We start from the raw sequence: 20,523 nt of genomic DNA, 5'->3' as shown, positions 1-20,523 counted from the left end.
AAAAGATATTGAAGAAAGAATGAATCCTACTCTTGAATGTGGATTATGTTCCACGAAAATGCGTGACCCCGATGTTTATTCCACTACAACTCTTGTATGTTCTTTTTTGGATCATCGAATAGGGACTAAAGTGCCTTTCTGTTCTTATGAATGCGATTTAGCTTTTACACTTCGACAACATTTAGCTGAAAATGATGACCTGAATGTACAGGAAGTAATAACAAATCTTGAAATATCAGAGGACTGGAGCAATAATGATGTTAGGCTTGCGATTGATAAGCTAATTGCTCATGATGACAATCTAATAAAAGGAGCTCTAGTTGAATATTTGGACTATGCTAAAGAACATAGTCTTCTCTCAGAATAGTAACAGCAACAAAAAAATTGTATCAAATCGTCACTTTTAAAATAAATGTAAAATCATTTCGGAAGTACTATATATGGGTATTATGTTTAATAAATAGTTGAAATAAGGAACAATCTGCATAAACATCCCATGAGTTTCTACACAAATAGAATAGGTGTCATTAGATGGATATTAACGAAAAAACAATTGCTAGGCATTTATTTCAAAATAAAATCCTAAAAGCTGATGGCCAAGCATTTGAAGATTTATTCAGTGCAATTATGAATTATGCAGAACCAGATTTTCAACAGATTAAACCATGGGGAAATATTGGAGACCGAAAAAATGATGGATACATTAAATCCAAGGGCATTTTTTTTCAAGTATTTGCTCCTGAAGACATTGAGAAATCGTATACAAGTCTTGTCAGCAAGCTAAAAACTGATTTTGCCGGTCTAAAAACACATTGGTCTCCTATTAATGAATTTTATTTTGTTGTTAATGACAAAAACAAAGGTGTTAATCCAGATTCTGAAAAATTAATTCAAGAAATTAAAACATCTCACAAACTCAAAAAAGCAGGATTTTGGACTGCGAGAAAGCTTGAAAATATACTTTTTGAACTAGAAGATGACCAAATTTTGGTTATAACTGGATTTTTTCCAGATCCGGCTAGCATAAAATATTTGGACTATTCAATCCTAGCTGAGGTAATATCACATATCATGAAATTACCTTTGCCAAAAGACGATGAACCTGAAATCAGATATCCAGATTGGGATGACAAAATTGAGTTTAACAATCTATCTGAACATGTAGCTACATATCTCAATAATGGATGTATTCAGTTAAGTTCTTTAAATAAGTACTTAAAAAATAACAGTGATTTTCTCGTAGATTCTTTACGAGACAAGATGAACGAAATATATATTCAAGAAAAGAAAGATAATTCAGGGGATGAATTATTTTGGGCAATCATCAATTGTGCAAGTCCGAGGCCAGAACAAATATATCAAATCTCAGTTATTGTAATAATGGCAAAGTATTTTGAAACCTGTGATATATTTGAAGAACCTACTCAAGGAGAGATGTAATGATACTTCCAACTAAGCACACAAATTTCTCAGAATCTCTTCTTGGTTTTGGAAGTTACATTTTAAATTCACTAGAATCATCGAAGTCTATTGATAATTTATGGAATCAATATCAATATGACTATCATAAAGACTTATACCATGCAAAACATAGCTTTGACAACCTTTTACTTACAATAGTCTTTCTCTATTCCATAGGTGCCGTTGAAGAGCAGGACGGTGTTGTAAAAAAATGTATTTGTTAAAAGTTTACTCAAATAAAGAAAGTTTCAGAACAGTCACGTTTAATGAAACTGGACTTAGCTTTATTGTTGCTGAACAAGATAATCCTGAGTCTAACGATAAAGGAAAAACCTATAATGGAGTAGGGAAGTCTTTTTTAGTTCGCATAATTCATTTTTGTTTTGGCGCCAATGAAAATGGATACAAAGAATTATGCGAAAAGTTGCCAGACTGGGAGTTCTATGTTGACTTTAAACTTGGAAATAATATATACACTGTCAAAAGAACAACAAATGAACCTAATGGAATGGAATTAAATAATGAATTAATTTCGGTTTCAGCATTTAGGGATGAAATGAATTCTTTGTGTTTTAACATACCGAAGAATATTACAGATATCTCTTTTCGCAGCTTAATTCCTTTTTTTATCCGACCAAAAAGGAACTCATATGTAGCTTTTAATGAACCCGGAAAGGTAGTAAGACCATATCAAACGTTACTTTTCAATTCATTTTTACTTGGATTGGATATATCCTTAATACAAGAAAAAGAAAAAATTAAGAAAGAATTGGATCGTATAACTACTTTAGAGAAAAATTTTAAAAAAGATTCGTTGCTAAAGGATTTTTTTACAGGGAATAAAGATGCTGTTTTAACACTCGTAGACCTTGAAGAGCGTATTCAAAAATTGGAAAATAGTTTAAAGACTTTTGAAGTAGCAGAAAATTATCGAGAAATCCAACTGAAAGCAGATAAAGTAGAGAAAGAGTTATTCACATTAAATAATGACAGTCTACTTTTAGAAAGCAATATAGAGCAGATAAACGAGAGTTTCAATTTTACCCCGGATATTTCAAAAGAAAGTTTATTAAGTGTTTACCAAGAAACAAACATACATTTTTCTGAAAATCTTGTTAAAACATTAGATGACACGAAAATATTCTATGAAAAACTAATATCAAATAGGAAAAGAAGATTAGTTGAGCAGCAAAATAAACTAAGGCTTGAAAAGAAAAATAAAGAAAATAAAATGGAAATTTTACAACGAGAGCTACACCAGCTTATAAGGTATCTTGGAGAGCATCAAGCACTCGATCTTTTTGTCAGTCTGAACAATCAAAAAGCTGAATATGAATTAGAAAGAGATAGCATTAAAAAATACCAAGCTTTGCAAGCTGAATACAAAGCCACAAAAAGAGATATTAAAAAGAAATTTGTGGATTATGCGGAAATTGCAGACCAATATTTAGAAGGTGTTGAGAGTGAAATTAATGTACTGCGAGATTATTTTAGAAGTCTTGCTAAAACGTTCTATCCAGATAGCATAGCAGGTATTACAATAGAATCAAATAGTGGAGTAAATCAATTAAGGTTTAATATTGATGCAAAAATTGAGTCAGATGCTTCTGATGGTATAAATCATGTCAAGATTTTTTGCTATGATTTAACAATCCTATTTGAAGGTCATAATCATAACATCGATTTTATTTTCCATGACAGTAGACTATTTTCTGATACTGACGAGAGACAAACATCTGATATGTTCAAACTAATATACGATAAATTCTCAAATTCTGGTAAGCAATATATAGCAACCGTAAATCAAAATCAGCTTGATGAAATCAAAAAACAATTAACTGATGAAGAATTTGATGAGATCATCACAAAAAACAAAGTATTAACTTTAACTGATAAATCAGATGATTGCAAATTACTAGGAATCAATGTTGATATACGAGAAGAATAAAACCAAATATAGTCCCTTTTCAAATGTTGATTTTCTTCATGCTTTCTATCTTAAAATATTTTTATCCCTGCACAGCTTCCATTGGACTAAGTCTATACTGTGGTACTGTAAAAACCAGTATTTCTTTTTCTTTAACAATCCCTTGCTATCGTTTTTACAAAACAGCACTTCAATTAAAAAATCCAACCTACCCAGCACTCGCGCCGCTTCGCGGCGCCCGTGGCTTTTTTCCTATGTTCCCTTAGGTACACGATTAAGGCGTGTGTGCCACAGTTGGCCTGCAACCCGATTTTTCGTATGATTTTTACAGTTTGAATTTCCAATTGAAACTGAGGATTCAGTATAATCAATGGATAAAAATTCTAACTCTATAAAAAATAAAAGGGTTATTTGATTTCCTCTAATTTCTCTTCAACTCTTTCTTTATCAAAATTAGCGAATATATCTTCAGGATTAACTTCTAAATCCTTGTTGTAACATTTGATTGCTTCGTTGTAACATTCAACAGCCTCATTCTGTTTTCCCAGAGAGAGAAGTGAATCTCCTTTATTTCTCCATATAATTCCATTATCCGAGTTGATAGAAAGTGCCATGTCAAAACATTTCACTGCTTCTTCATTCTGATTGATATGCTGTAAACTTGATCCTTTTGATGCCCAAACATAACAATCATCTGGATTAATCTCCAACATTTTATCATAAGCTTCAATTGCTTTTTTGGGTTGATTAAGACTAATATCATATGCCATTCCTGCAATTCTTAACCATCTAACATCATCGCTATTGCTTAGTATCACATCATAACACTTGGTTGCTTCTTCCTTCTTATCGAGATTAATGTAGGTTAGTCCTTTTCCTGACCATGCTGCTTCGCTGCTCGGATCAATATCCAATGCTTGATTATAATATTCTAGTGCAGTATTATACCTACCATAGTCTCTCTGCTCATTTGCACTTTCAATTAATTGATCGACTTCACTAGCTTCCTTATCAATACAGCCTGCAAACACTGTTAGAAATATTCCGAAAAGCAGGATAAATAGTATCGTTATGTTTTGATTTTTCATAAATATTTCATGTTCCTATTTGACATATCTATTTCTATTATATTGTTTAATCTAACTTTTTTACCAAGTCCCTTTAATATTACTTCTTATCTTTTGATTAACATGAAAATCAAACTCTTAGTAGTACTCATTTTGATATCATTCACTCTTGGTTGCATCTCCGAAGACACAGAACAAACTATCAAGGAGATAGCAGAAGAGATCGAGCAAATTGAACAAATCGATGTTCAGCCTACAGAAGATATCCAGCCGAAAGTACTGGATGAAGAAATAAACACATCTCCATTACCAGATGAAACTCTAAGAATAGGATCCTTTAATATTCAGGTATTTGGAGTCTCAAAAGCTGATAAACCGGAAGTAATGGCAGTCCTTGCAAACATCACCAGGACCTACGACATAATGGCCATCCAGGAAATAAGGGATAAGTCACAAACAGCCCTTCCTGAACTGGTAGAACTTGTAAATTCTGATGGTTCAAACTATGAATTTGTTGTCAGCGAAAGGATGGGAAGGACCACAAGCAAAGAACAATACGCCTACGTTTACAACACCGACACGATATTAATTACAAGTGAAGCATTGCCCTACCCTGAACCAGAAGGAACAGACCCGTTCCACAGGCAACCTTACATAGCATCTTTCAGAGCGGTCAATGGCAATTATGATGCTGTTCTAATAGTGGTCCACACAGATCCTGATGAGGCCACCGAAGAAATAAATGCCCTGGATGAAGCCCTTGCACACGCACAGAACGTCTACCCGGATGAACAGGATTTCATTATCCTGGGAGATCTTAATGCAGATGGTTCGTATTTCGATGAAGACTCAAGCTCAGACCTCGATGACTACTATTGGGTGATCGATGACACCCAGGACACCACCACAAAAACAACTGAATACACCTATGACAGGATTATCCTGACAGATCACAGTGACTTCACAGGAGATTTCGGGGTTTTCAGATATGACCTGGAATACAACTTAACATATGATGAAACTGTGGCAGTATCAGACCATTATCCAGTGTATGCAGAGTTCAATATTAGTGGAGATGGAGATTGATAATAATTTCCAAAATGTACCTTTTATATATGTTATTAATATAAACATGTACATATACTGTGGGTCAAACATGCCTCACATTTTTATTACTTTTGAAAAGTACGCATGTTTTATGATTAAAACGTAATCCTGTGCCATGTACACAATTATGCTAAATATGGTCATGTCCATTAATAGCATGTACATGCCTCCATATATTTGGAGGTAAAAACCATAGAAAACAAAGTTAAGTTAGGACCTATCGAGGGCACAGGCATTTGTACTGTGCTATCAGCAGGTTTAATCGTTTCCGCGTTATTAAACCTAGATACCAGCATTTTTGCAATGTGCCTAATGCTAACAGTGACTGCGCCCTCATCCAAGAGTCGATAAGTAGAGGTATTAATACCTCTATATTTTATAGGAGTATTTAATATATAAATCAAATGCTCAATACAAGTAAGCATCAGAAATCCTAATCACTTAATAAATAGTGGGGTTTCCTCGAAACCCCACAGTATGCGCAGCATACTCTCAATTCACTCCATCCCCACAAAATCCCGTAACAAAAGCAATATCATTTACGGAGTGGGGCTGACAAGCCCTGCCCCCGTAGTAAACGGTATGTGTGTGGCTGCAAGCCACACTTTTATTATTCAAGTGTTGCAGGTAATCTCAATCTCTGCGTGAGTGTGTCTGCCACCAGGCGCACTGACGCATCAACCTTGTTTGGAGGAACGCTTCGCGTGCGATACGGTCCGGTCAATATACTTGAAGCTATTCATTTGTCTAAACCAAGTTTCTCAAGCCGCTTCTTTATAGCACCAGGGCTTCTTCCATACTTCTTGGCCAGCTCACTAACCTTCTTACCACTCGAATAGTCATTGATCAACCTCAGTTCATCAGTTCTGTTCCAGGGCTCATAGGCTTTCAAATTCTTTTCTTGAGCTTTTTCAATCAAAGAGCTTTTCTTGTCACTTGGTTCGCTCTCAGGCTTTAATTCTTCTTCAACTGGATTTTCAGAAATCGAATTATAGCAAGATTTTAGTTCCTTAAAAATTGGTCCTCCATTCTTATCATGAGAATGAATGATTAGTTTTTCAGAAGCACGAGTCATTCCTACGTATAGCAACTTTTTATCCTTGACCTTATCAACATCCATTAAGATACAAACCTTAGTTTCAATACCCTTGGCAGAATGATATGTCACCAAATTGATCTTGTCTTCTACTAGGTCTTTTGAAGCAATTGCATTCATCTTCAATTTTTCAGTCAAATGCTCATACGTTTTGTCCCGAAGCCAAACACTCGGAAACAAAACCAAAATATCTTCTGGATTGTAATTTTCTTTTTCCAGCAGACCATTTAACAATGAATTTGTCTCTTTAAAGCTTCCAGTAACAAACTTGACATTATCATCTGTGTTGAAATTGCAGCATATTCCATCTCTACCTTCATAGAAAGTTTCCACTTCCCTTTTATTATCTGGGTCTGTTACCAAATACTCCAAAGCTAAATTTACATGCCTGCTACCTGAACGATAGGAGTTCTTCAGAAGTTTTGAGTGGCCTGCAATATTTATTCCCAGGCTTTTCCAATTATGCGTTGAAGGATTGTAGATGCTCTGAAGTCTATCCCCTGCTAAAAAAATATTCTCGCTAAGTTGATTATTATATTCATGTTTATTACATAACAATAAACAAAGCTTCATCCAACTATCGCGAAAATCCTGATATTCGTCGATTAGAATTGCATCATAGGTAGGCTTTGCATTTTCAATAGCCTTGAACGGGACAATTTCATCCCAATAGTTCTCAGGTACAGGATTGGGAACATTGCCAATATCAGCAACGTATTTTGCTAAACCATGGAAAGTGGAAACTTCTATATTCTGGTATTTTACACCCATACTTTCGAGATCATCATGAAGAGATTCTATTTTACTTGATAACTTTGAATTCAATGAATTTGTGTAGGTCAGAATTTTAATTTTCCAATCTGGATGTTCTCTAGCAAGGAAAACTGCTCTAGCTAAAAGAATAACTGTTTTGCCACTTCCAGGAATACCTGAGACCATGTAATGCCCATACGGAACCCTTCTAGCAAATTTTTCCTGCTCTATATCAAGAGTCTTAATTATGCTGTTTTCCCCAGATTCCTTTTTGCTATATTCCCAAATCTCTTTTTGCAATAGCTTTACTTTAATTTCAGGGAAAAAGATGCTCCTTATCAACGATAGATCGTTTTCATTGATCTGTTGAAGTTCCTCACTAAAAAGATCGTTAACTGTCAAGTCAGTTATTTTCTCAGAAGTAATGCATTTTGATGGAGGTTGATAAAAACAACTATCAAGCTCTTGAAGCTCATTTGCTTTAAGATTGGTTAAGATCAAATTTGAATATAGGCCGTATTTTAGTTTGTACTTATCGTTAACTAATGTCCCATGGTTCTGTAATTTGCTCTTTGCGGCATTGAAGTATTCATTTGTCCTATTGATTGGATTTTCTCTTGAAGTTTCATTGATAATGGCAGTCTTCTGATTTATCGTATCGAGATCTTCCCATCTCCAATCTTTGACTTCAATTATCGAAACACCTTTGCATTCATCAATAAGAACAAAATCAGGAATTAGATGTTTAATTCGAGGCTCATAATAAAGATAAGCGTTCCAGCTAACATCTTTGTATATTTGAATTATTTTGTTCGCAATCCTTTTTTCCCCATTGGTCAATTTTGATTGATCGGCCTGCTTCATCACATGTAAACCCAATTTTCTATTCTCCTTACATTATCAATATGTATATATGAATTACAACTGTCCTTATATATATTTTTTTAAATATTTTTATTGTCTGCTATATAGAATATATAGTTATTTACTATCCGTTTGGATTTCAATATCGTAGATTTAAGCCAATGAATACAGTGGCGCATTGACGCACCAACCATCTTTAAAGGACAGAGTTGCGCAGTAATTCTGTCCGTCAAATACCAAACTCCCCTCTAAAAATGATGTGACGAACACTGCGGGCGCAAGTGAGGAACATCCTAACCAAACCCAAAAAACAGACTATTATTTACTTCATCGTAGACAAGTGTGAAAAACAGTATTGTTTTTGTATTACTTTTGTGCCCTCTTTTTATTGAAATTATAAATGTATATATTCATATATTCTAATTTCTGATTGAGGATTTTAAATGTCAAATGAATATAATGAATTTGGAATTAGACAGATAGGCGAAAAAATCCACCTAGCAAATACGTCAGTCTCAATCTCTGAAAAGAAAAAGGATGATGGTTCAAGCGTGAAATGGCTCCAGTTCTCCAAGTTCAACAAGAAATCAAACAGATGGGAGAACTTCACTCTCTTTGGTTCTGATCTGGAAGTGTTGAGTGTTAAGCTTCCTTCAATACTTGAATCTCTGAAAAATGAGATTGCTAGCTAAGTTTCTTTTTTGATGCATTGATTTTCAATGCATCTTTTTTATTTTTTTGGTGATTAATATTTTCTTCGAGTATTGACCATATACTATTCCATATTGAATCTGCTTTATCAGAATGCAAAACAAGTATTATTTCCAAAATAAACAGAGTAAGTAATTGGTAAAAATGTATCACTCTTATCTGTTCATATTCTTCTAGTAAGTAATAGCAAGATACAACTATAGAGTAAACATACCATGGGATTACAAGTTTAATGGATAATCCCAATCCAACCCAGTATTTTTTAAAGAACTCTATACTAATTATCTGTTCGATAGCGAAATCATATACTGAGAAAATCTTTACGTATTGTCCTCCGAACAAAATTATAGGTATTGCTGGAATAGTAATGTAAATGAGCGTATCAAATGAAAATAGAGTGAATATGATAGGAATTTCTTCCATATAATAACGATAAATGTGCCATGACCAAAATATAGAAAATAGGGAGCCGCTAATTATCGTTAAAATTGCATACCCCTTACAATATAATAATGCATATTTCTCCTTCTGGAAGATGAAAAAAAGACTTTCTTTAGAATACTCAACTTGGGATTCAGATGGCAGGAGGTTTTTTTCGAAGATAATTTTTATTTTCTGTATAAGTCGTTTTGCTTTTTCAGTGGGTGCAGTTTCAATGAAATATCTCATACCATCTAGTTCTGTGTTTTTTTGAATCAATTTTTTCAAAGCATACCTCTTGACTAAATAAGCATTAAGCAATGAATAGCAAAAAGCTAATTCATAAGTTTGAATAAGGTGAACAGAGTAATCAGGGTATTCGTAGTTGAAAAAAGTAAGAAGAATTTGTGGATCTAATATAGGTCCCCCCATATCATTTGAAAATGTGATTAAATCTAAAGACATTATCGCCAAATACCAAGACATATAAAGCCCAACAATATAAAAAAAGATGTAAATCAAAAACATCCACGTAATCTTAAATGAAACGTATCTTTTTGAATTGATTTTTCTAAAGAACAAATGAACGCTTAAAGAAATGTAGATATAAAAGGATATGAAAAGCACAATAAACCAGAACAAAAATGGAATGTCCATACCTGCAAAAGAAAATAGAAAGAGTTGATTTATGGATGGATGAATATTGCCCATTGCAAAGAAAGAAATTAACAAGCTGATGAATGAAATCATTAACAACAATTTGCGGTTATAATTTCCAAGATTGAAAACATTACTTATTATTCGAGTTTTTGTCATTTTAGAGGATGTTCTTTTAGGGTTGGAACCTTTAACAATCATATAATATCCTTCAAAAGATATTAACATTCCTCCAACTTCTATGAATACCACGGAAAGAAGACCGAGTGTTTCATCGAGCACATATGAAAGACCCCACAAGATCATAAAATAATAGAAACACACCCATCCTAAGAGAGCAATTTTTGTCTGAAAATTTGTTTCCCTCCATAAACGGGAAAATGTTATTTTTCCCTTTATATCAAAGAATTCATTGTTCATGAAGATTTTAACTAATAATTTTGCTGCCAACACAAAAATAGCAAAAAGCAAAAGAGCATTTGGTAAATAGTTAATACCTAAGGATGAGTCGAGTAAATATGTCAAAATTGCTATCATTAGAAAATATATTATTTCAATTTTCCACCGTGACATGATGTCTATGTCCCCCCATATATTTCATAAAACAATAAGAAATATAAAGTCATCGAAATGAATTTACGCAGAACAATCTAAAAATCACAATGTTTCATTGAACAAAAAAGAAAAAGGGGGCTTTTAACCCCGAGATATCAAGCCCCTGGAGAGATTCGAACCCTCGGCCTGCTGATTACGAATCAGCCGCTATACCGCTAAGCCACAGAGGCAAATGTGAACGACTGTATAACTCTATTTAATCATTTAACCATTTCGCTTATTACCATTGTTGTAGCTTTGAATTTCATTTTGGTATTTTGCTTCTACTTATCTTAACCAATAACTATATTAACTATTTTAGAAAACTTATCTATGTAGGGGTAATTTATTGTGTATGTATAAATTAACAGCATAAGTACAGGGAGAGGGTTTCATGGTCGGTTTAACAAAATCATTAAGCGAAACAGTAGAACTAGTTCAAAATACATTTACTATTGTTGGGAGAAATCCTTCGATTCTCAAGCCTACGATTGCACAGTTTGTTATTGGAATGCTATTGTGGCTACTTGTCATTGGAAGTATTGGAGCAATGTTCATCGTTAAGAACGGGCTTTTTATTCTGCTTTGTATTCTAGTACTTTTCCTTTCACTATTCTTAATTCTATTTTTCTCCTACATCAAAATGTATTATCGGGCTGCTCAGAGCTGGATAGTTTATCATACTTTCAAAGGAGAGAACATTTCCTATAAAGGAGGTCTTTCCAGAGCAAGGAAAAACTTACTTGATATATTTCTTCTTTCATCACTTGAGTTAGTATTTGGTGCTATCTCAAGAAAACTAAAATCAGGATCGCAGCAAAGCGGAGGTCTGTGGTCTTTGCTTAATATGCTTCTTATAATAGCAGGAGCAGCAGTTGAAGAAGGGTGGGATCTAATGGGGAATTACCTTTTGCCAGGTTCAATAATTCCTGAGAAGAATTTGGGTGAAGCAATCTCAGATATCAAAGATATAAAAGAGAATGTTCCCGGTGCTCTGGTAGGAGTATTTGGAATTGACTTTGTAGGTAATACTGTTAAAGGTTACATGACCTTTATAGTAATTATCGGTGTTCTTCTTTCCATGGTAGCGTTTTTCATCACCGAAAATGTTCTTCTGATCTATGTCATATACATGTTAGTACTTCTGGCTATCATAGCCAGTTTCTTTGGTAGGATAGTCATAGACATGGTGAAAACAATATATTTCACAATATTCTATGCTGTACTGACGGCTTCAGATGAGATTCCAGATAGTCTGATGGAAGACGCTACACATTATCTGAACAAGGAGCATTTAGAACATAACTGAAAATAATACTGTAATTTTTCACTTTAAATTACCCTTACTTCAATACACACATTTAACTGGTGAGGGGCATAGGAACGGACTACCCTGCTATCAACAAGTTCGCTTGTCCTACCTGCTTTTTTTGCAGCCTCCTCGATGAGTTTCAGGGAGCTATCGAAAAGGTCGTCCTCGGGGGTGATATCATAATAGTGGATGGTGGCGTTTGGAGCGCACAGTTTTACGGCAGCGTCAAGGAACTCATTGGCGTTGTGGGGCAGGTTCATGATGACGTGGTCGGCCAGCCCGGCAAACTTTTGCGCTTCGAGGTTGGCATCGCCTTCTATTGCTTCCACATTGCTGGTGGAGTTGAGTTCTACGTTGCGGCGCAGGAATTCCACAGCATCAGGGTTCTTGTCTATGGCGATCACTCGGATGTCCTGGCTTTTTTTCGCTATCATGATGCTGTATGGGCCAACACCTGCGAACATGTCTGCTACGGTCTGATCTGCACTGATCTGTGCGAGGATGCGTGAGCGCTCAGTTGCCAGACGGGGTGTGAAGTATGCCCTTTCAAGATCGATGTAGTATTTGCAACCGTATTCCTTGTGTGTGGTAGAGGTCCTGTCCTCTCCTGCAACTACCTTGAACCTGCGGGTTCTGAACTCTCCCTCAACAGGACTCATGGCAGCAAGTACTGTCTTAACATTCTTCTTCACTTTCATGATGGCATCAGCTACCTTTTCAGGCTCTGATACATCATCTTCTATGAGTGCGATATCTCCGACTAGTTCAAAATGCGGTATGTCATCAAGGAGATCTTCAAATCTGAGTTGCCCTTTCTGTTCCTCAAACTCGTGCTCTGTAAGTTCGAACTCTCCGGCCAGGTTCATTAACTGGCTTTCCTGCGGCTCTTCTGTCAGAGGTAGGTACAGATGTTCTCCTTCTGAAATAATGCGTGCAGAATTATCCAGCAGGTCCATTTCCAGCAGTGCTCTACGTAATGGTTCGCCCTCTCTCTTCAAAACCTTGATGCAACTTTTTTTCATGTTCACGTACCTATGATAAACCATGACCCAAACAGGACAAGAAACAGTCCACATGACATCAGTACCCTCTCATAAACCTTTGGGGACATGAGTTTCTTTCCTTTACTGAATGATGTGGAAACAACAGTAAAATAGCCAAGGTCTGCGAACCAGTGTCCTATCACAAACATTGCAGCTGCAAGCAGACTAATCTCAAGCCCGCGCAGCACAAGTGCGCTCCCTGCAGCCAGCCACCACAACCAGAAATACGGATTTGAGGCAGATGTAATTATTCCTGCAAGCACTGGATTTGAGTTCGTAGTTCCATGTTCATGCATTGAGCTTGCTGCGCCCTTTGCATTCCTCATTGTCAGGATGCCGAATACAACAAGGGTGGCTCCTCCAATTATGGATATTGCTATGATCGTATTGTCACTTACTGCTGTGATGCCATATATTATCAGTATGCAGACCAGAAATTCCAGGATTGCATGGCCGATGAAGATCTCAGGGCCTGCTTTCCATCCTTTTTTCAGGGATGTATCTATTGTTGCGAAAAGCATTGGTCCGGGCACAAGCGCACCTGTCATACCCACGACAAATCCGATTGTCAGCATCTCCAGAAGTTCTAACATAGTTTACACTGGTTAATCCTTCAGGTATTAAAAAAGGTTTGCAAAAATGTATAAAAAAGTATGTGGAACAAAGGAAGAGGTGGTACTGTCTCCCTTTGTTTCATTATTTTGTATCTTTGTTCTTAGAGTATGATCTCAATGTCAAGCTCTTCTGCAAGTTCTTTGTACCTGTTACGGATGGTGACTTCTGTCACACCTGCAACATCAGCTACCTCACGTTGTGTGCGGCGCTCGCCACAAAGAATGGATGCAATATAGATAGCTGCTGCAGCTACACCAGTTGGACCACGTCCGCTGGTAAGTTCCTTCTCGGAAGCCTGCCTCAGGATTTCCACACCTCTTGACTGCACTTCACCTTTAAGGTTAAGTCCTGAACAGAATCTCGGGACATAGTCTATTGGTGAGGTTGGCATGAGCTTGAGGGAAAGTTCTCTTGAGATAAAGCGGTATGTTCTGCCGATCTCTTTCCTGCTTACCCTTGATACTTCTCCTATCTCGTCAAGTGTCCTTGGGACACTGCACTGGCGGCATGCTGCATACAATGCTGCTGCTGCAACACCTTCAATGCTTCTTCCACGAATGAGGTTCTTGTCAACTGCTTTCCTGTATACTACGGCGGCAGTCTCACGAACAGTTCTTGGCAGACCAAGAGCTGATGCCATACGATCCAGCTCGGACAATGCGAATGCAAGGTTCCTTTCCGTAGCATTGCTTACTCTTATCCTACGTTGCCATTTTCTTAGCCTGTACAACTGAGCTCTATTCTTTGATGAAATGGATTTACCGTATGAGTCACGGTTTCTCCAGTCTATCATAGTAGAAAGACCTTTGTCGTGGATCGTGTAGGTCATTGGTGCGCCCACACGGGAACGCTTCATTCTCTGGTCATGATCAAAAGCACGCCATTCAGGTCCTTCGTCAACGAACTCTGCGTCAACTACAAGGCCACAGTCTGAACAGACAAGTTCTGCTCTCTCGTAGTCCTGCACAAGGTTGCGGCTGCCACATTCGGGGCACTGGACCTTTGCTTTTTCTACATCCACATTCTTATCTTTTTCTTTACGTGCCTTTATCATTGCACGTATCTTCTCCCTTTCGGAAGTATCGGAATATCGTACCCTTTCAACTTCGACCATTCAAATCACCTTCAATAAACATTTAAGAAATATATTTTATAAGTATATTTTTAGTCATTCACAGCTCACAGCGTAACTACTTATGATCTAATTCAATTCATCATTGAACGTAAACTCGCTCATTTACAAGTTTTTCTAATCCGGTAGCTATAATTCTCTTATCAGGTTTCAGAGTAAAATAGGGCTGGTCAACAGGACCAAATATGCCGGAAACCTTTCCGATGGGCTTAATGGATTTGTCTAGGACAAAAGAGTTAATTCTAGGTAGCTCCTTCATTGACCCAGAAAATTGTTTCTCGTCCCCTCTAACAACGATTTCATTCTGCTTTGAAATATGCAGTATTTGACCTAATCTTTTCATATGTCTTCATTCATTATATTTAGGTTTTGTACTATATGGTACGTTTATGCTATATATACTTATGGTATGCATTTAAATATTTGTTTTTTTCAGTACAAAAGTATATCCATTCTTTTTAGGACCATGTTAATATTTCACAGACCACAACCTTAAAGAGATAAAAAAACAATTGTGGCTCGACTTACAGCACTAATTTGAATTACAATACTTAAATGTCCATCATATATTCTTATGCGTGGAGGAAATTCGGTGGCAGATAATAAATTCGTATATTTTTTCGGGAACGAAGAAACTGAAGGTAAAAATAGTATGAAAGATCTGCTTGGTGGCAAAGGCGCCAACCTTGCAGAGATGGCCAATCTGGGGATCCCTGTTCCACCAGGATTTACCATAACAACTGAGGTTTGTTTACTTTATCTTGATAAGGGGGTTTATCCAACCGAGGTTATTGACCAGATAAATAACGCAATATTAGAGCTTGAAAAGGTAACTGGCAAAAAATTCGGAAACAATGAAAATCCTTTGCTTATTTCAGTCAGATCCGGTGCACGGGTTTCCATGCCTGGTATGATGGATACTGTTCTAAACCTGGGGTTGAATGATGATACTGTGGCAGGCCTGGCAAAGAAGGCTGGCAATGAAAGGTTCGCTTATGACAGCTACCGCAGGTTCCTCACCATGTTTGGTGATGTTGTACTGGATATTGACCATCACAAGTTCGAATCTGTTCTGAGTGCAAAGAAAAAAGAAATCGGTGCAACTCTTGATACGGAGCTTAAGGCAGAGTCTCTTAAAGAGCTCGTTGAGATCTTCAAGAGTATAATAAGAGATGAAACCGGTGATGATTTCCCTCAGGACCCACGCAAGCAACTCCAGATGGCTATTGATGCCGTATTCAACTCATGGAACAATCAGCGTGCGATTACCTACAGACGTCTTAACAGTATCCCAGGTGAATGGGGTACAGCTGTAAATGTACAGTCAATGGTCTATGGTAACATGGGTGAGACGTCAGGTACTGGTGTGGCATTCACAAGAGATCCTGCAAAAGGAGACAAGCGCTTCTTTGGCGAGTATCTGATGAATGCTCAGGGGGAGGATGTCGTTGCAGGTATAAGGACGCCTGAACCAATAGCAACCCTCGAAGAAACAATGCCTGAAGCTTATGCAAAACTTGAAGAGATCTATAAGACACTGGAAAATCACTTCAAGGACATGCAAGACATCGAATTTACTATTGAAGACGGTAAATTATACATGCTTCAGACAAGAGCAGGCAAACGAACTGCAGCTGCAGCTCTGAAAATTGCTGTTGACATGGTCAATGAAGGACTAATTGACAAACGAACAGCTATTATGCGTGTCTCTCCTGAACAGATCGATAATCTTTTACATCCAACTATTGATTCTCAAGCTGAATATGAAGTTCTTGCCACAGGTCTTCCTGCATCCCCGGGAGCTGCTGTTGGTAAAGTCGTTTTTACTGCAGAACATGCTGAAGAAATGGCAAAGAAGAACGAAAAGGTCATTCTTGTCCGTACCGAAACCTCTCCTGAGGATATAGGCGGGATGGATGCTGCGCAGGGAATACTCACTGTTAGAGGGGGTATGACCTCTCATGCAGCTGTTGTTGCAAGAGGTATGGGCAAACCATGTGTTGCCGGATGTGGCGCAATCACTATTGACATGACTAGCTCGACATTTACAGTCTGTGATGTTACTGTGAAGGAAGGGGACTACATTACAGTGGACGGGGCTACTGGTGGTCTAATTATTGGTAAAGTCGATTTGATCACTCCCGGTGTAAGCGGTGAACTTGACATACTGCTTTCATGGGCAGATGAAGTAAGGGACATGGGTGTCAGGACAAACGCAGATACGCCTCATGATGCTAAGGTAGCCAGGGAATTTGGTGCTGAAGGTATTGGACTTTGCAGAACTGAACATATGTTCTTTGGAGAGGATCGTATTCCTGCAGTAAGGGATATGATACTTGCTGAAGATACCAACGTGAGAAAAGCAGCTCTTGATAAGCTCCTTCCGATGCAGAAAGAAGACTTCATAGGTATGTTCAAGGCAATGGAAGGTTATCCTGTAACCATTCGTCTTCTTGATCCGCCTCTGCATGAGTTCCTTCCAAAACACGAAGAGCTCGCAGATAAGTTAAGGGCACTTGAAGCAGAAGGTGGCAGTGCCCAAAGCATGGAAGATATCAAAAAACTGATGGAACGCGTTGACTCTATGGTAGAGACAAATCCGATGTTAGGACACCGTGGTTGCCGTCTTGGTATCACATACCCTGAGATCTATGCAATGCAGGTCCGGGCTATAATGGAAGCTGCATGCGAGATGAAATCCGGGGGAATGGATATAGTTCCTGAAATAATGATTCCTCTGATATCCCACGTTAACGAACTCCGTTCTGCTAAGAAGGATCTTGTTGAAGTTGCAGAAGCCGTGATAGCCAAAAACTGTATTGATTTGGATTATCTTGTAGGCACAATGATCGAACTTCCAAGAGCTGCTCTGACTGCAGACCAGATAGCAAAGGAAGCAGAGTTCTTCTCGTTCGGAACCAACGACCTTACACAGACAACCTTTGGTTTCAGTAGAGATGACGCAGGTAAGTTCCTTCCTTTCTATGTCGATAATTCCATACTTGATAACGATCCGTTTGCAGTCCTTGATCAGGAAGGCGTTGGTGAACTTGTCAGGATAGGTATTGAAAAGGGACGCTCCACACGACCTGATCTTAAGATCGGTATATGTGGTGAACACGGTGGAGAGCCAAGCTCTGTAAAGTTCGGATATAACGTCGGACTGAACTATGTAAGTTGCTCGCCTTTCCGCGTACCAATTGCAAGACTTGCCGCAGCACAGGCTGCAATTGAAAAACAGGATAACTCCTGATTTTTCAATACTTTTTTTTTGATAATCTATAACTGGGTATTTTTCGTATCAACTCATTCTGATAAATGGTAAATAGAATACTCTAAGAGCATAGCTCTTAGAAAAGTAAAGTAAAATAAAAAAAAGGAAGAACAGATTAATATGATCTTGTGATCATATAATCTGCAATTGCCAGAAGTATGGTCTTTGAATCTGAATCCTCAACGACATCAAGAAGCTCTTTACCCTTTGCCACGTAGCCCAGTGCAAGATCTCTTACATAATCTATGGAGCCTGCTTCTTCCAGTTGATGGACAGCCTCATTGATCTCTTCAGTGGTGGCCTTTCCTTTGCCGAATATCTTAAGGTCCACACCATTATTCAGAGCGTGTATGGCTATGAGTGTCTTCTTACCTTCCATAAGGTCACTGCCTCTGACTTTACCCAGTACTTCTTCAGGGGTTGTCATGTCAATGACATCATCATATATCTGGAAAGCTATACCAATTAACCTTCCACACTCATAGAATGCATCGGCAACTTCATCGGATGCACCGCCCAGAATGGCACCTATCTGCAGGGAAGCAGCATAGAGTACTCCGGTTTTCTTCTCGATCATTTCGAGATATTCTTCCTTTGTAACATCCATGCGGTCCTCAAATTCCACATCAAGCCACTGGCCTTCACAGATGTCTCTGCATGTCTTGGAAAGGATGTCGATACATTTAAGGATGCGCTTAGGTTCTCCTGATGCATGTGTCAGTATCTCAAAAGCTTTTGAGTAAAGGGTATCGCCAGCAAGGATAGCTCCTGCCTCTCCCCATTTGACATGGACTGCAGGCATTCCACGGCGTATATCATCCCTGTCCATTATGTCGTCGTGGACGAGTGTGAAATTATGGACCAGTTCAACGGCTACAGCTGCCGGAAGAACTGTTTCAAGGTCCGATCCCACAGCTTCTGCTGCAAGAATGACTGTTGCCGGACGAAGCCTTTTACCTCCTGCATCAGGAAGATATCTGGCTGCCTTATAAAGCTCATATGGCTTGTCGATGGGGAGGTATTCCTCTATTCCCTTATCGACATGTGTTGAGCGTTTTTTAATCTCTTCGATCAAATCCATAATGATCCCTGTCTAAACCAATTACTCTTCCTCAATGTAGAGTTCTTCTCCATTCCTCAGGAGGTGGAGAGTATCTCCGAGTATGTACCCTGCATCTTCTGCCATCTGTATGTATTCACTGTGCATCTGTATAGTTCCGTGTGCAGGAATCACATGTTCGGGTTTAAGCATTCTGAGGAGTTCCCAGTGGTCCTCGCGGTATGCATGTCCTGAAACATGGACATTGTCATATATCCTTGCTCCACGCATCTTCAATTTAGTCTCAAGTGCATAGCGGTTTGCCTGTGTCATTGGATTTGGTATTATATTAGCAGAGAATATGATCCTGTCACCTTTGTCTATCTTGAAAGGTGTGTCTCCACTTGCAATTCTTCCAAGCACAGCGCCAGGTTCTCCCTGATGGCCTGTGACCACTGGCAGGTATTTATCTTTCCCACCTTCCATGATCCTTGCAAGAGCCTTGTCTATCTCCCTGCGGTTACCATATATCTCTACTGATTCAGGAAGATCGATGTATCCCATCTGATGAGCAGTTGCAATGTACCTCTCCATGGACCTGCCCATGAGTACAGGAATCCTTCCCATTTCTTCTGCGAACTTAACAATAGAGTTCATTCGGGCTACATGTGATGCAAAGGTTGTTACGATCATGCCTACATCTGATTCTTCTGTCTCGATAAGTACATCCCTTAGCATTGAATGAGCTATCATCTCAGATGGAGTTTTTCCGTTACGACCGGAATTTGTACTTTCTGTAATAAGTGCAATAACTCCTTCTTCTCCAAGCTGCTTGAGTCTGTCAAAGTCAGGTGCTTCTCCAAGTGTGGGCGTCCTGTCAAGCTTAAAGTCACAAGCGTAGACTATAGCACCACTTACTGTATGGACGACAAGGAAAATGGTATCAATTATGCTGTGCTGGGCATTGACAAATTCGATGGAAATGTCTTTTGTGATCTCCATTGTGCCGCCGGCATTCATTGATATGATGTTGTTCTTTACTCCGAATTTTCTCTCGGATTCTATCTGATGTTTAATGAGGGTTGTCGTATAAGGAGTTCCTATTATAGGGGCTGTGTATCTGTGTGCAAGTTTTGATATTGCACCAATGTGGTCAAGGTGACCGTGTGTGCAGACAATTGCACGTACATTCCCGTTGACTTCCTTCATGATAGTGTCATCAGGAATGGCTCCCATCTCAATAAGTTCAAGCGAGTGCATCTTGTCGATCTCTACGTCCTCGTGTATCTGGACTCTGTCCAGACGAAGGCCCATATCAACGATGATTATGTCATCATTGATCCTGATAGCAGTCATGTTGCGGCCCATTTCATTATAGCCGCCAACTGCAATAATTCCTATTTCAGTCATATGTATTACTCTCTAATTATTATATATATTTTATTCAAATA

Annotated in this window: 17 protein-coding genes and 1 tRNA gene; 8 read left to right on the top strand and 10 right to left on the bottom strand. The window is 38.1% G+C overall.

Annotation, left to right across the window (positions count from 1 at the left end):
- The first annotated feature begins 19 nt into the window (after positions 1-19).
- The 4 genes from WN948_RS11750 (at position 20) to WN948_RS11735 (ending at position 3,409) form a co-directional block, all read left to right on the top strand.
- Positions 20-367 carry a hypothetical protein gene (locus WN948_RS11750; protein WP_342304385.1) on the top strand — a complete coding sequence of 116 codons (348 nt, stop codon included), beginning with the start codon at positions 20-22 and terminating at the stop codon, positions 365-367.
- A gap of 164 nt (positions 368-531) precedes the next feature.
- A complete protein-coding gene (locus tag WN948_RS11745; protein WP_342304384.1) occupies positions 532-1,440 on the top strand; it encodes an ABC-three component system protein in 909 nt (302 codons plus the stop codon).
- Positions 1,440-1,685 carry an ABC-three component system middle component 6 gene (locus tag WN948_RS11740; protein ID WP_342304383.1) on the top strand — a complete coding sequence of 82 codons (246 nt, stop codon included), beginning with the start codon at positions 1,440-1,442 and terminating at the stop codon, positions 1,683-1,685. The genes WN948_RS11745 and WN948_RS11740 overlap by 1 nt, the downstream gene beginning before the upstream one ends.
- Positions 1,673-3,409 carry a DUF2326 domain-containing protein gene (locus WN948_RS11735; RefSeq protein WP_342304382.1) on the top strand — a complete coding sequence of 579 codons (1,737 nt, stop codon included), beginning with the start codon at positions 1,673-1,675 and terminating at the stop codon, positions 3,407-3,409. Before WN948_RS11740 ends, WN948_RS11735 begins: the two co-directional genes overlap by 13 nt.
- 386 nt (positions 3,410-3,795) lie before the next feature.
- Here the strand turns inward: WN948_RS11735 and WN948_RS11730 are convergent, their stop codons facing one another.
- Positions 3,796-4,476 carry a tetratricopeptide repeat protein gene (locus tag WN948_RS11730; protein ID WP_342304381.1) on the bottom strand — a complete coding sequence of 227 codons (681 nt, stop codon included), beginning with the start codon at positions 4,474-4,476 and terminating at the stop codon, positions 3,796-3,798.
- Between the two features lie 102 nt (positions 4,477-4,578).
- Between WN948_RS11730 and WN948_RS11725 the strand changes: the two genes are divergently transcribed.
- Positions 4,579-5,541 carry an endonuclease/exonuclease/phosphatase family protein gene (locus WN948_RS11725; protein WP_342304380.1) on the top strand — a complete coding sequence of 321 codons (963 nt, stop codon included), beginning with the start codon at positions 4,579-4,581 and terminating at the stop codon, positions 5,539-5,541.
- Positions 5,542-6,301: 760 nt separating this feature from the next.
- On the opposite strand, the gene WN948_RS11720 is transcribed toward WN948_RS11725, so the two are convergent.
- Complete coding sequence (locus tag WN948_RS11720) at positions 6,302-8,275, bottom strand: UvrD-helicase domain-containing protein (RefSeq protein ID WP_342304379.1); 1,974 nt, start codon at positions 8,273-8,275, stop codon at positions 6,302-6,304.
- Positions 8,276-8,718: 443 nt separating this feature from the next.
- On the opposite strand from WN948_RS11720, the gene WN948_RS11715 reads away from it, so the two are divergent.
- Entirely contained in the window at positions 8,719-8,967 is a 249-nt protein-coding gene (locus WN948_RS11715; RefSeq protein WP_342304378.1) for a hypothetical protein, read from the top strand.
- On the opposite strand, the gene WN948_RS11710 is transcribed toward WN948_RS11715, so the two are convergent.
- Positions 8,960-10,636: a hypothetical protein gene (locus WN948_RS11710; protein ID WP_342304377.1), complete on the bottom strand. Its 1,677-nt coding sequence runs from the start codon at positions 10,634-10,636 to the stop codon at positions 8,960-8,962. The two genes, WN948_RS11715 and WN948_RS11710, sit on opposite strands and share 8 nt — an antisense overlap.
- Before the next feature lie 140 nt (positions 10,637-10,776).
- Positions 10,777-10,848: transfer RNA gene (locus WN948_RS11705), tRNA-Thr, on the bottom strand.
- 203 nt (positions 10,849-11,051) lie between these two features.
- On the opposite strand from WN948_RS11705, the gene WN948_RS11700 reads away from it, so the two are divergent.
- Positions 11,052-11,966 carry a hypothetical protein gene (locus WN948_RS11700; protein WP_342304376.1) on the top strand — a complete coding sequence of 305 codons (915 nt, stop codon included), beginning with the start codon at positions 11,052-11,054 and terminating at the stop codon, positions 11,964-11,966.
- 23 nt (positions 11,967-11,989) lie between these two features.
- Here WN948_RS11700 and WN948_RS11695 read toward each other — a convergent pair whose 3' ends face one another.
- From WN948_RS11695 to WN948_RS11680, 4 genes are all read right to left on the bottom strand, one after another.
- Positions 11,990-12,991 (bottom strand): class I SAM-dependent methyltransferase family protein, encoded by a 1,002-nt coding sequence (locus tag WN948_RS11695; RefSeq protein ID WP_342304375.1) that lies wholly within the window; start codon positions 12,989-12,991, stop codon positions 11,990-11,992.
- Between the two features lie 2 nt (positions 12,992-12,993).
- Complete coding sequence (locus tag WN948_RS11690; protein WP_342304374.1) at positions 12,994-13,605, bottom strand: LysE family transporter; 612 nt, start codon at positions 13,603-13,605, stop codon at positions 12,994-12,996.
- Between the two features lie 122 nt (positions 13,606-13,727).
- On the bottom strand, positions 13,728-14,741 hold the full coding sequence (locus WN948_RS11685) for a transcription initiation factor IIB (RefSeq protein ID WP_342304373.1): 1,014 nt from the start codon (positions 14,739-14,741) through the stop codon (positions 13,728-13,730).
- Between the two features lie 100 nt (positions 14,742-14,841).
- Positions 14,842-15,102, bottom strand: a complete 261-nt coding sequence (locus WN948_RS11680) for a Gar1/Naf1 family protein (RefSeq protein ID WP_342304372.1) — start codon at positions 15,100-15,102, stop codon at positions 14,842-14,844.
- A 249-nt stretch (positions 15,103-15,351) separates the two neighbouring features.
- On the opposite strand from WN948_RS11680, the gene ppdK reads away from it, so the two are divergent.
- Positions 15,352-18,012 carry a pyruvate, phosphate dikinase gene (gene ppdK, locus WN948_RS11675; RefSeq protein WP_342304371.1) on the top strand — a complete coding sequence of 887 codons (2,661 nt, stop codon included), beginning with the start codon at positions 15,352-15,354 and terminating at the stop codon, positions 18,010-18,012.
- A gap of 136 nt (positions 18,013-18,148) precedes the next feature.
- On the opposite strand, the gene WN948_RS11670 is transcribed toward ppdK, so the two are convergent.
- Positions 18,149-19,114 carry a polyprenyl synthetase family protein gene (locus WN948_RS11670; protein WP_342304370.1) on the bottom strand — a complete coding sequence of 322 codons (966 nt, stop codon included), beginning with the start codon at positions 19,112-19,114 and terminating at the stop codon, positions 18,149-18,151.
- Positions 19,115-19,135: 21 nt separating this feature from the next.
- Complete coding sequence (locus WN948_RS11665; protein ID WP_342304369.1) at positions 19,136-20,482, bottom strand: RNase J family beta-CASP ribonuclease; 1,347 nt, start codon at positions 20,480-20,482, stop codon at positions 19,136-19,138.
- Positions 20,483-20,523 lie beyond the last annotated feature (41 nt).

Source organism: Methanolobus sp. ZRKC5 (assembly GCF_038446525.1).
Lineage (GTDB): Archaea > Halobacteriota > Methanosarcinia > Methanosarcinales > Methanosarcinaceae > Methanolobus.
The sequence above is the reverse complement of the archived record's forward strand: the minus strand, read 5'-3'. Positions and strand labels throughout refer to the sequence as shown.

Bases quoted from the DNA above. Each gene is read 5' to 3' on its own strand.
- WN948_RS11720 (WP_342304379.1), bottom strand. From the start codon at position 8,275: ATGAAGCAGGCCGATCAATCAAAATTGACCAATGGGGAAAAAAGGATT.
- WN948_RS11715 (WP_342304378.1), top strand. From the start codon at position 8,719: ATGTCAAATGAATATAATGAATTTGGAATTAGACAGATAGGCGAAAAA.
- WN948_RS11690 (WP_342304374.1), bottom strand. From the start codon at position 13,605: ATGTTAGAACTTCTGGAGATGCTGACAATCGGATTTGTCGTGGGTATG.
- WN948_RS11710 (WP_342304377.1), bottom strand. From the start codon at position 10,636: ATGTCACGGTGGAAAATTGAAATAATATATTTTCTAATGATAGCAATT.
- WN948_RS11670 (WP_342304370.1), bottom strand. From the start codon at position 19,114: ATGGATTTGATCGAAGAGATTAAAAAACGCTCAACACATGTCGATAAG.
- WN948_RS11740 (WP_342304383.1), top strand. From the start codon at position 1,440: ATGATACTTCCAACTAAGCACACAAATTTCTCAGAATCTCTTCTTGGT.
- WN948_RS11685 (WP_342304373.1), bottom strand. From the start codon at position 14,741: ATGGTCGAAGTTGAAAGGGTACGATATTCCGATACTTCCGAAAGGGAG.
- WN948_RS11725 (WP_342304380.1), top strand. From the start codon at position 4,579: ATGAAAATCAAACTCTTAGTAGTACTCATTTTGATATCATTCACTCTT.
- WN948_RS11730 (WP_342304381.1), bottom strand. From the start codon at position 4,476: ATGAAAAATCAAAACATAACGATACTATTTATCCTGCTTTTCGGAATA.
- WN948_RS11745 (WP_342304384.1), top strand. From the start codon at position 532: ATGGATATTAACGAAAAAACAATTGCTAGGCATTTATTTCAAAATAAA.
- WN948_RS11735 (WP_342304382.1), top strand. From the start codon at position 1,673: ATGTATTTGTTAAAAGTTTACTCAAATAAAGAAAGTTTCAGAACAGTC.
- WN948_RS11695 (WP_342304375.1), bottom strand. From the start codon at position 12,991: ATGAAAAAAAGTTGCATCAAGGTTTTGAAGAGAGAGGGCGAACCATTA.
- WN948_RS11700 (WP_342304376.1), top strand. From the start codon at position 11,052: ATGGTCGGTTTAACAAAATCATTAAGCGAAACAGTAGAACTAGTTCAA.
- WN948_RS11665 (WP_342304369.1), bottom strand. From the start codon at position 20,482: ATGACTGAAATAGGAATTATTGCAGTTGGCGGCTATAATGAAATGGGC.
- WN948_RS11750 (WP_342304385.1), top strand. From the start codon at position 20: ATGAATCCTACTCTTGAATGTGGATTATGTTCCACGAAAATGCGTGAC.
- WN948_RS11680 (WP_342304372.1), bottom strand. From the start codon at position 15,102: ATGAAAAGATTAGGTCAAATACTGCATATTTCAAAGCAGAATGAAATC.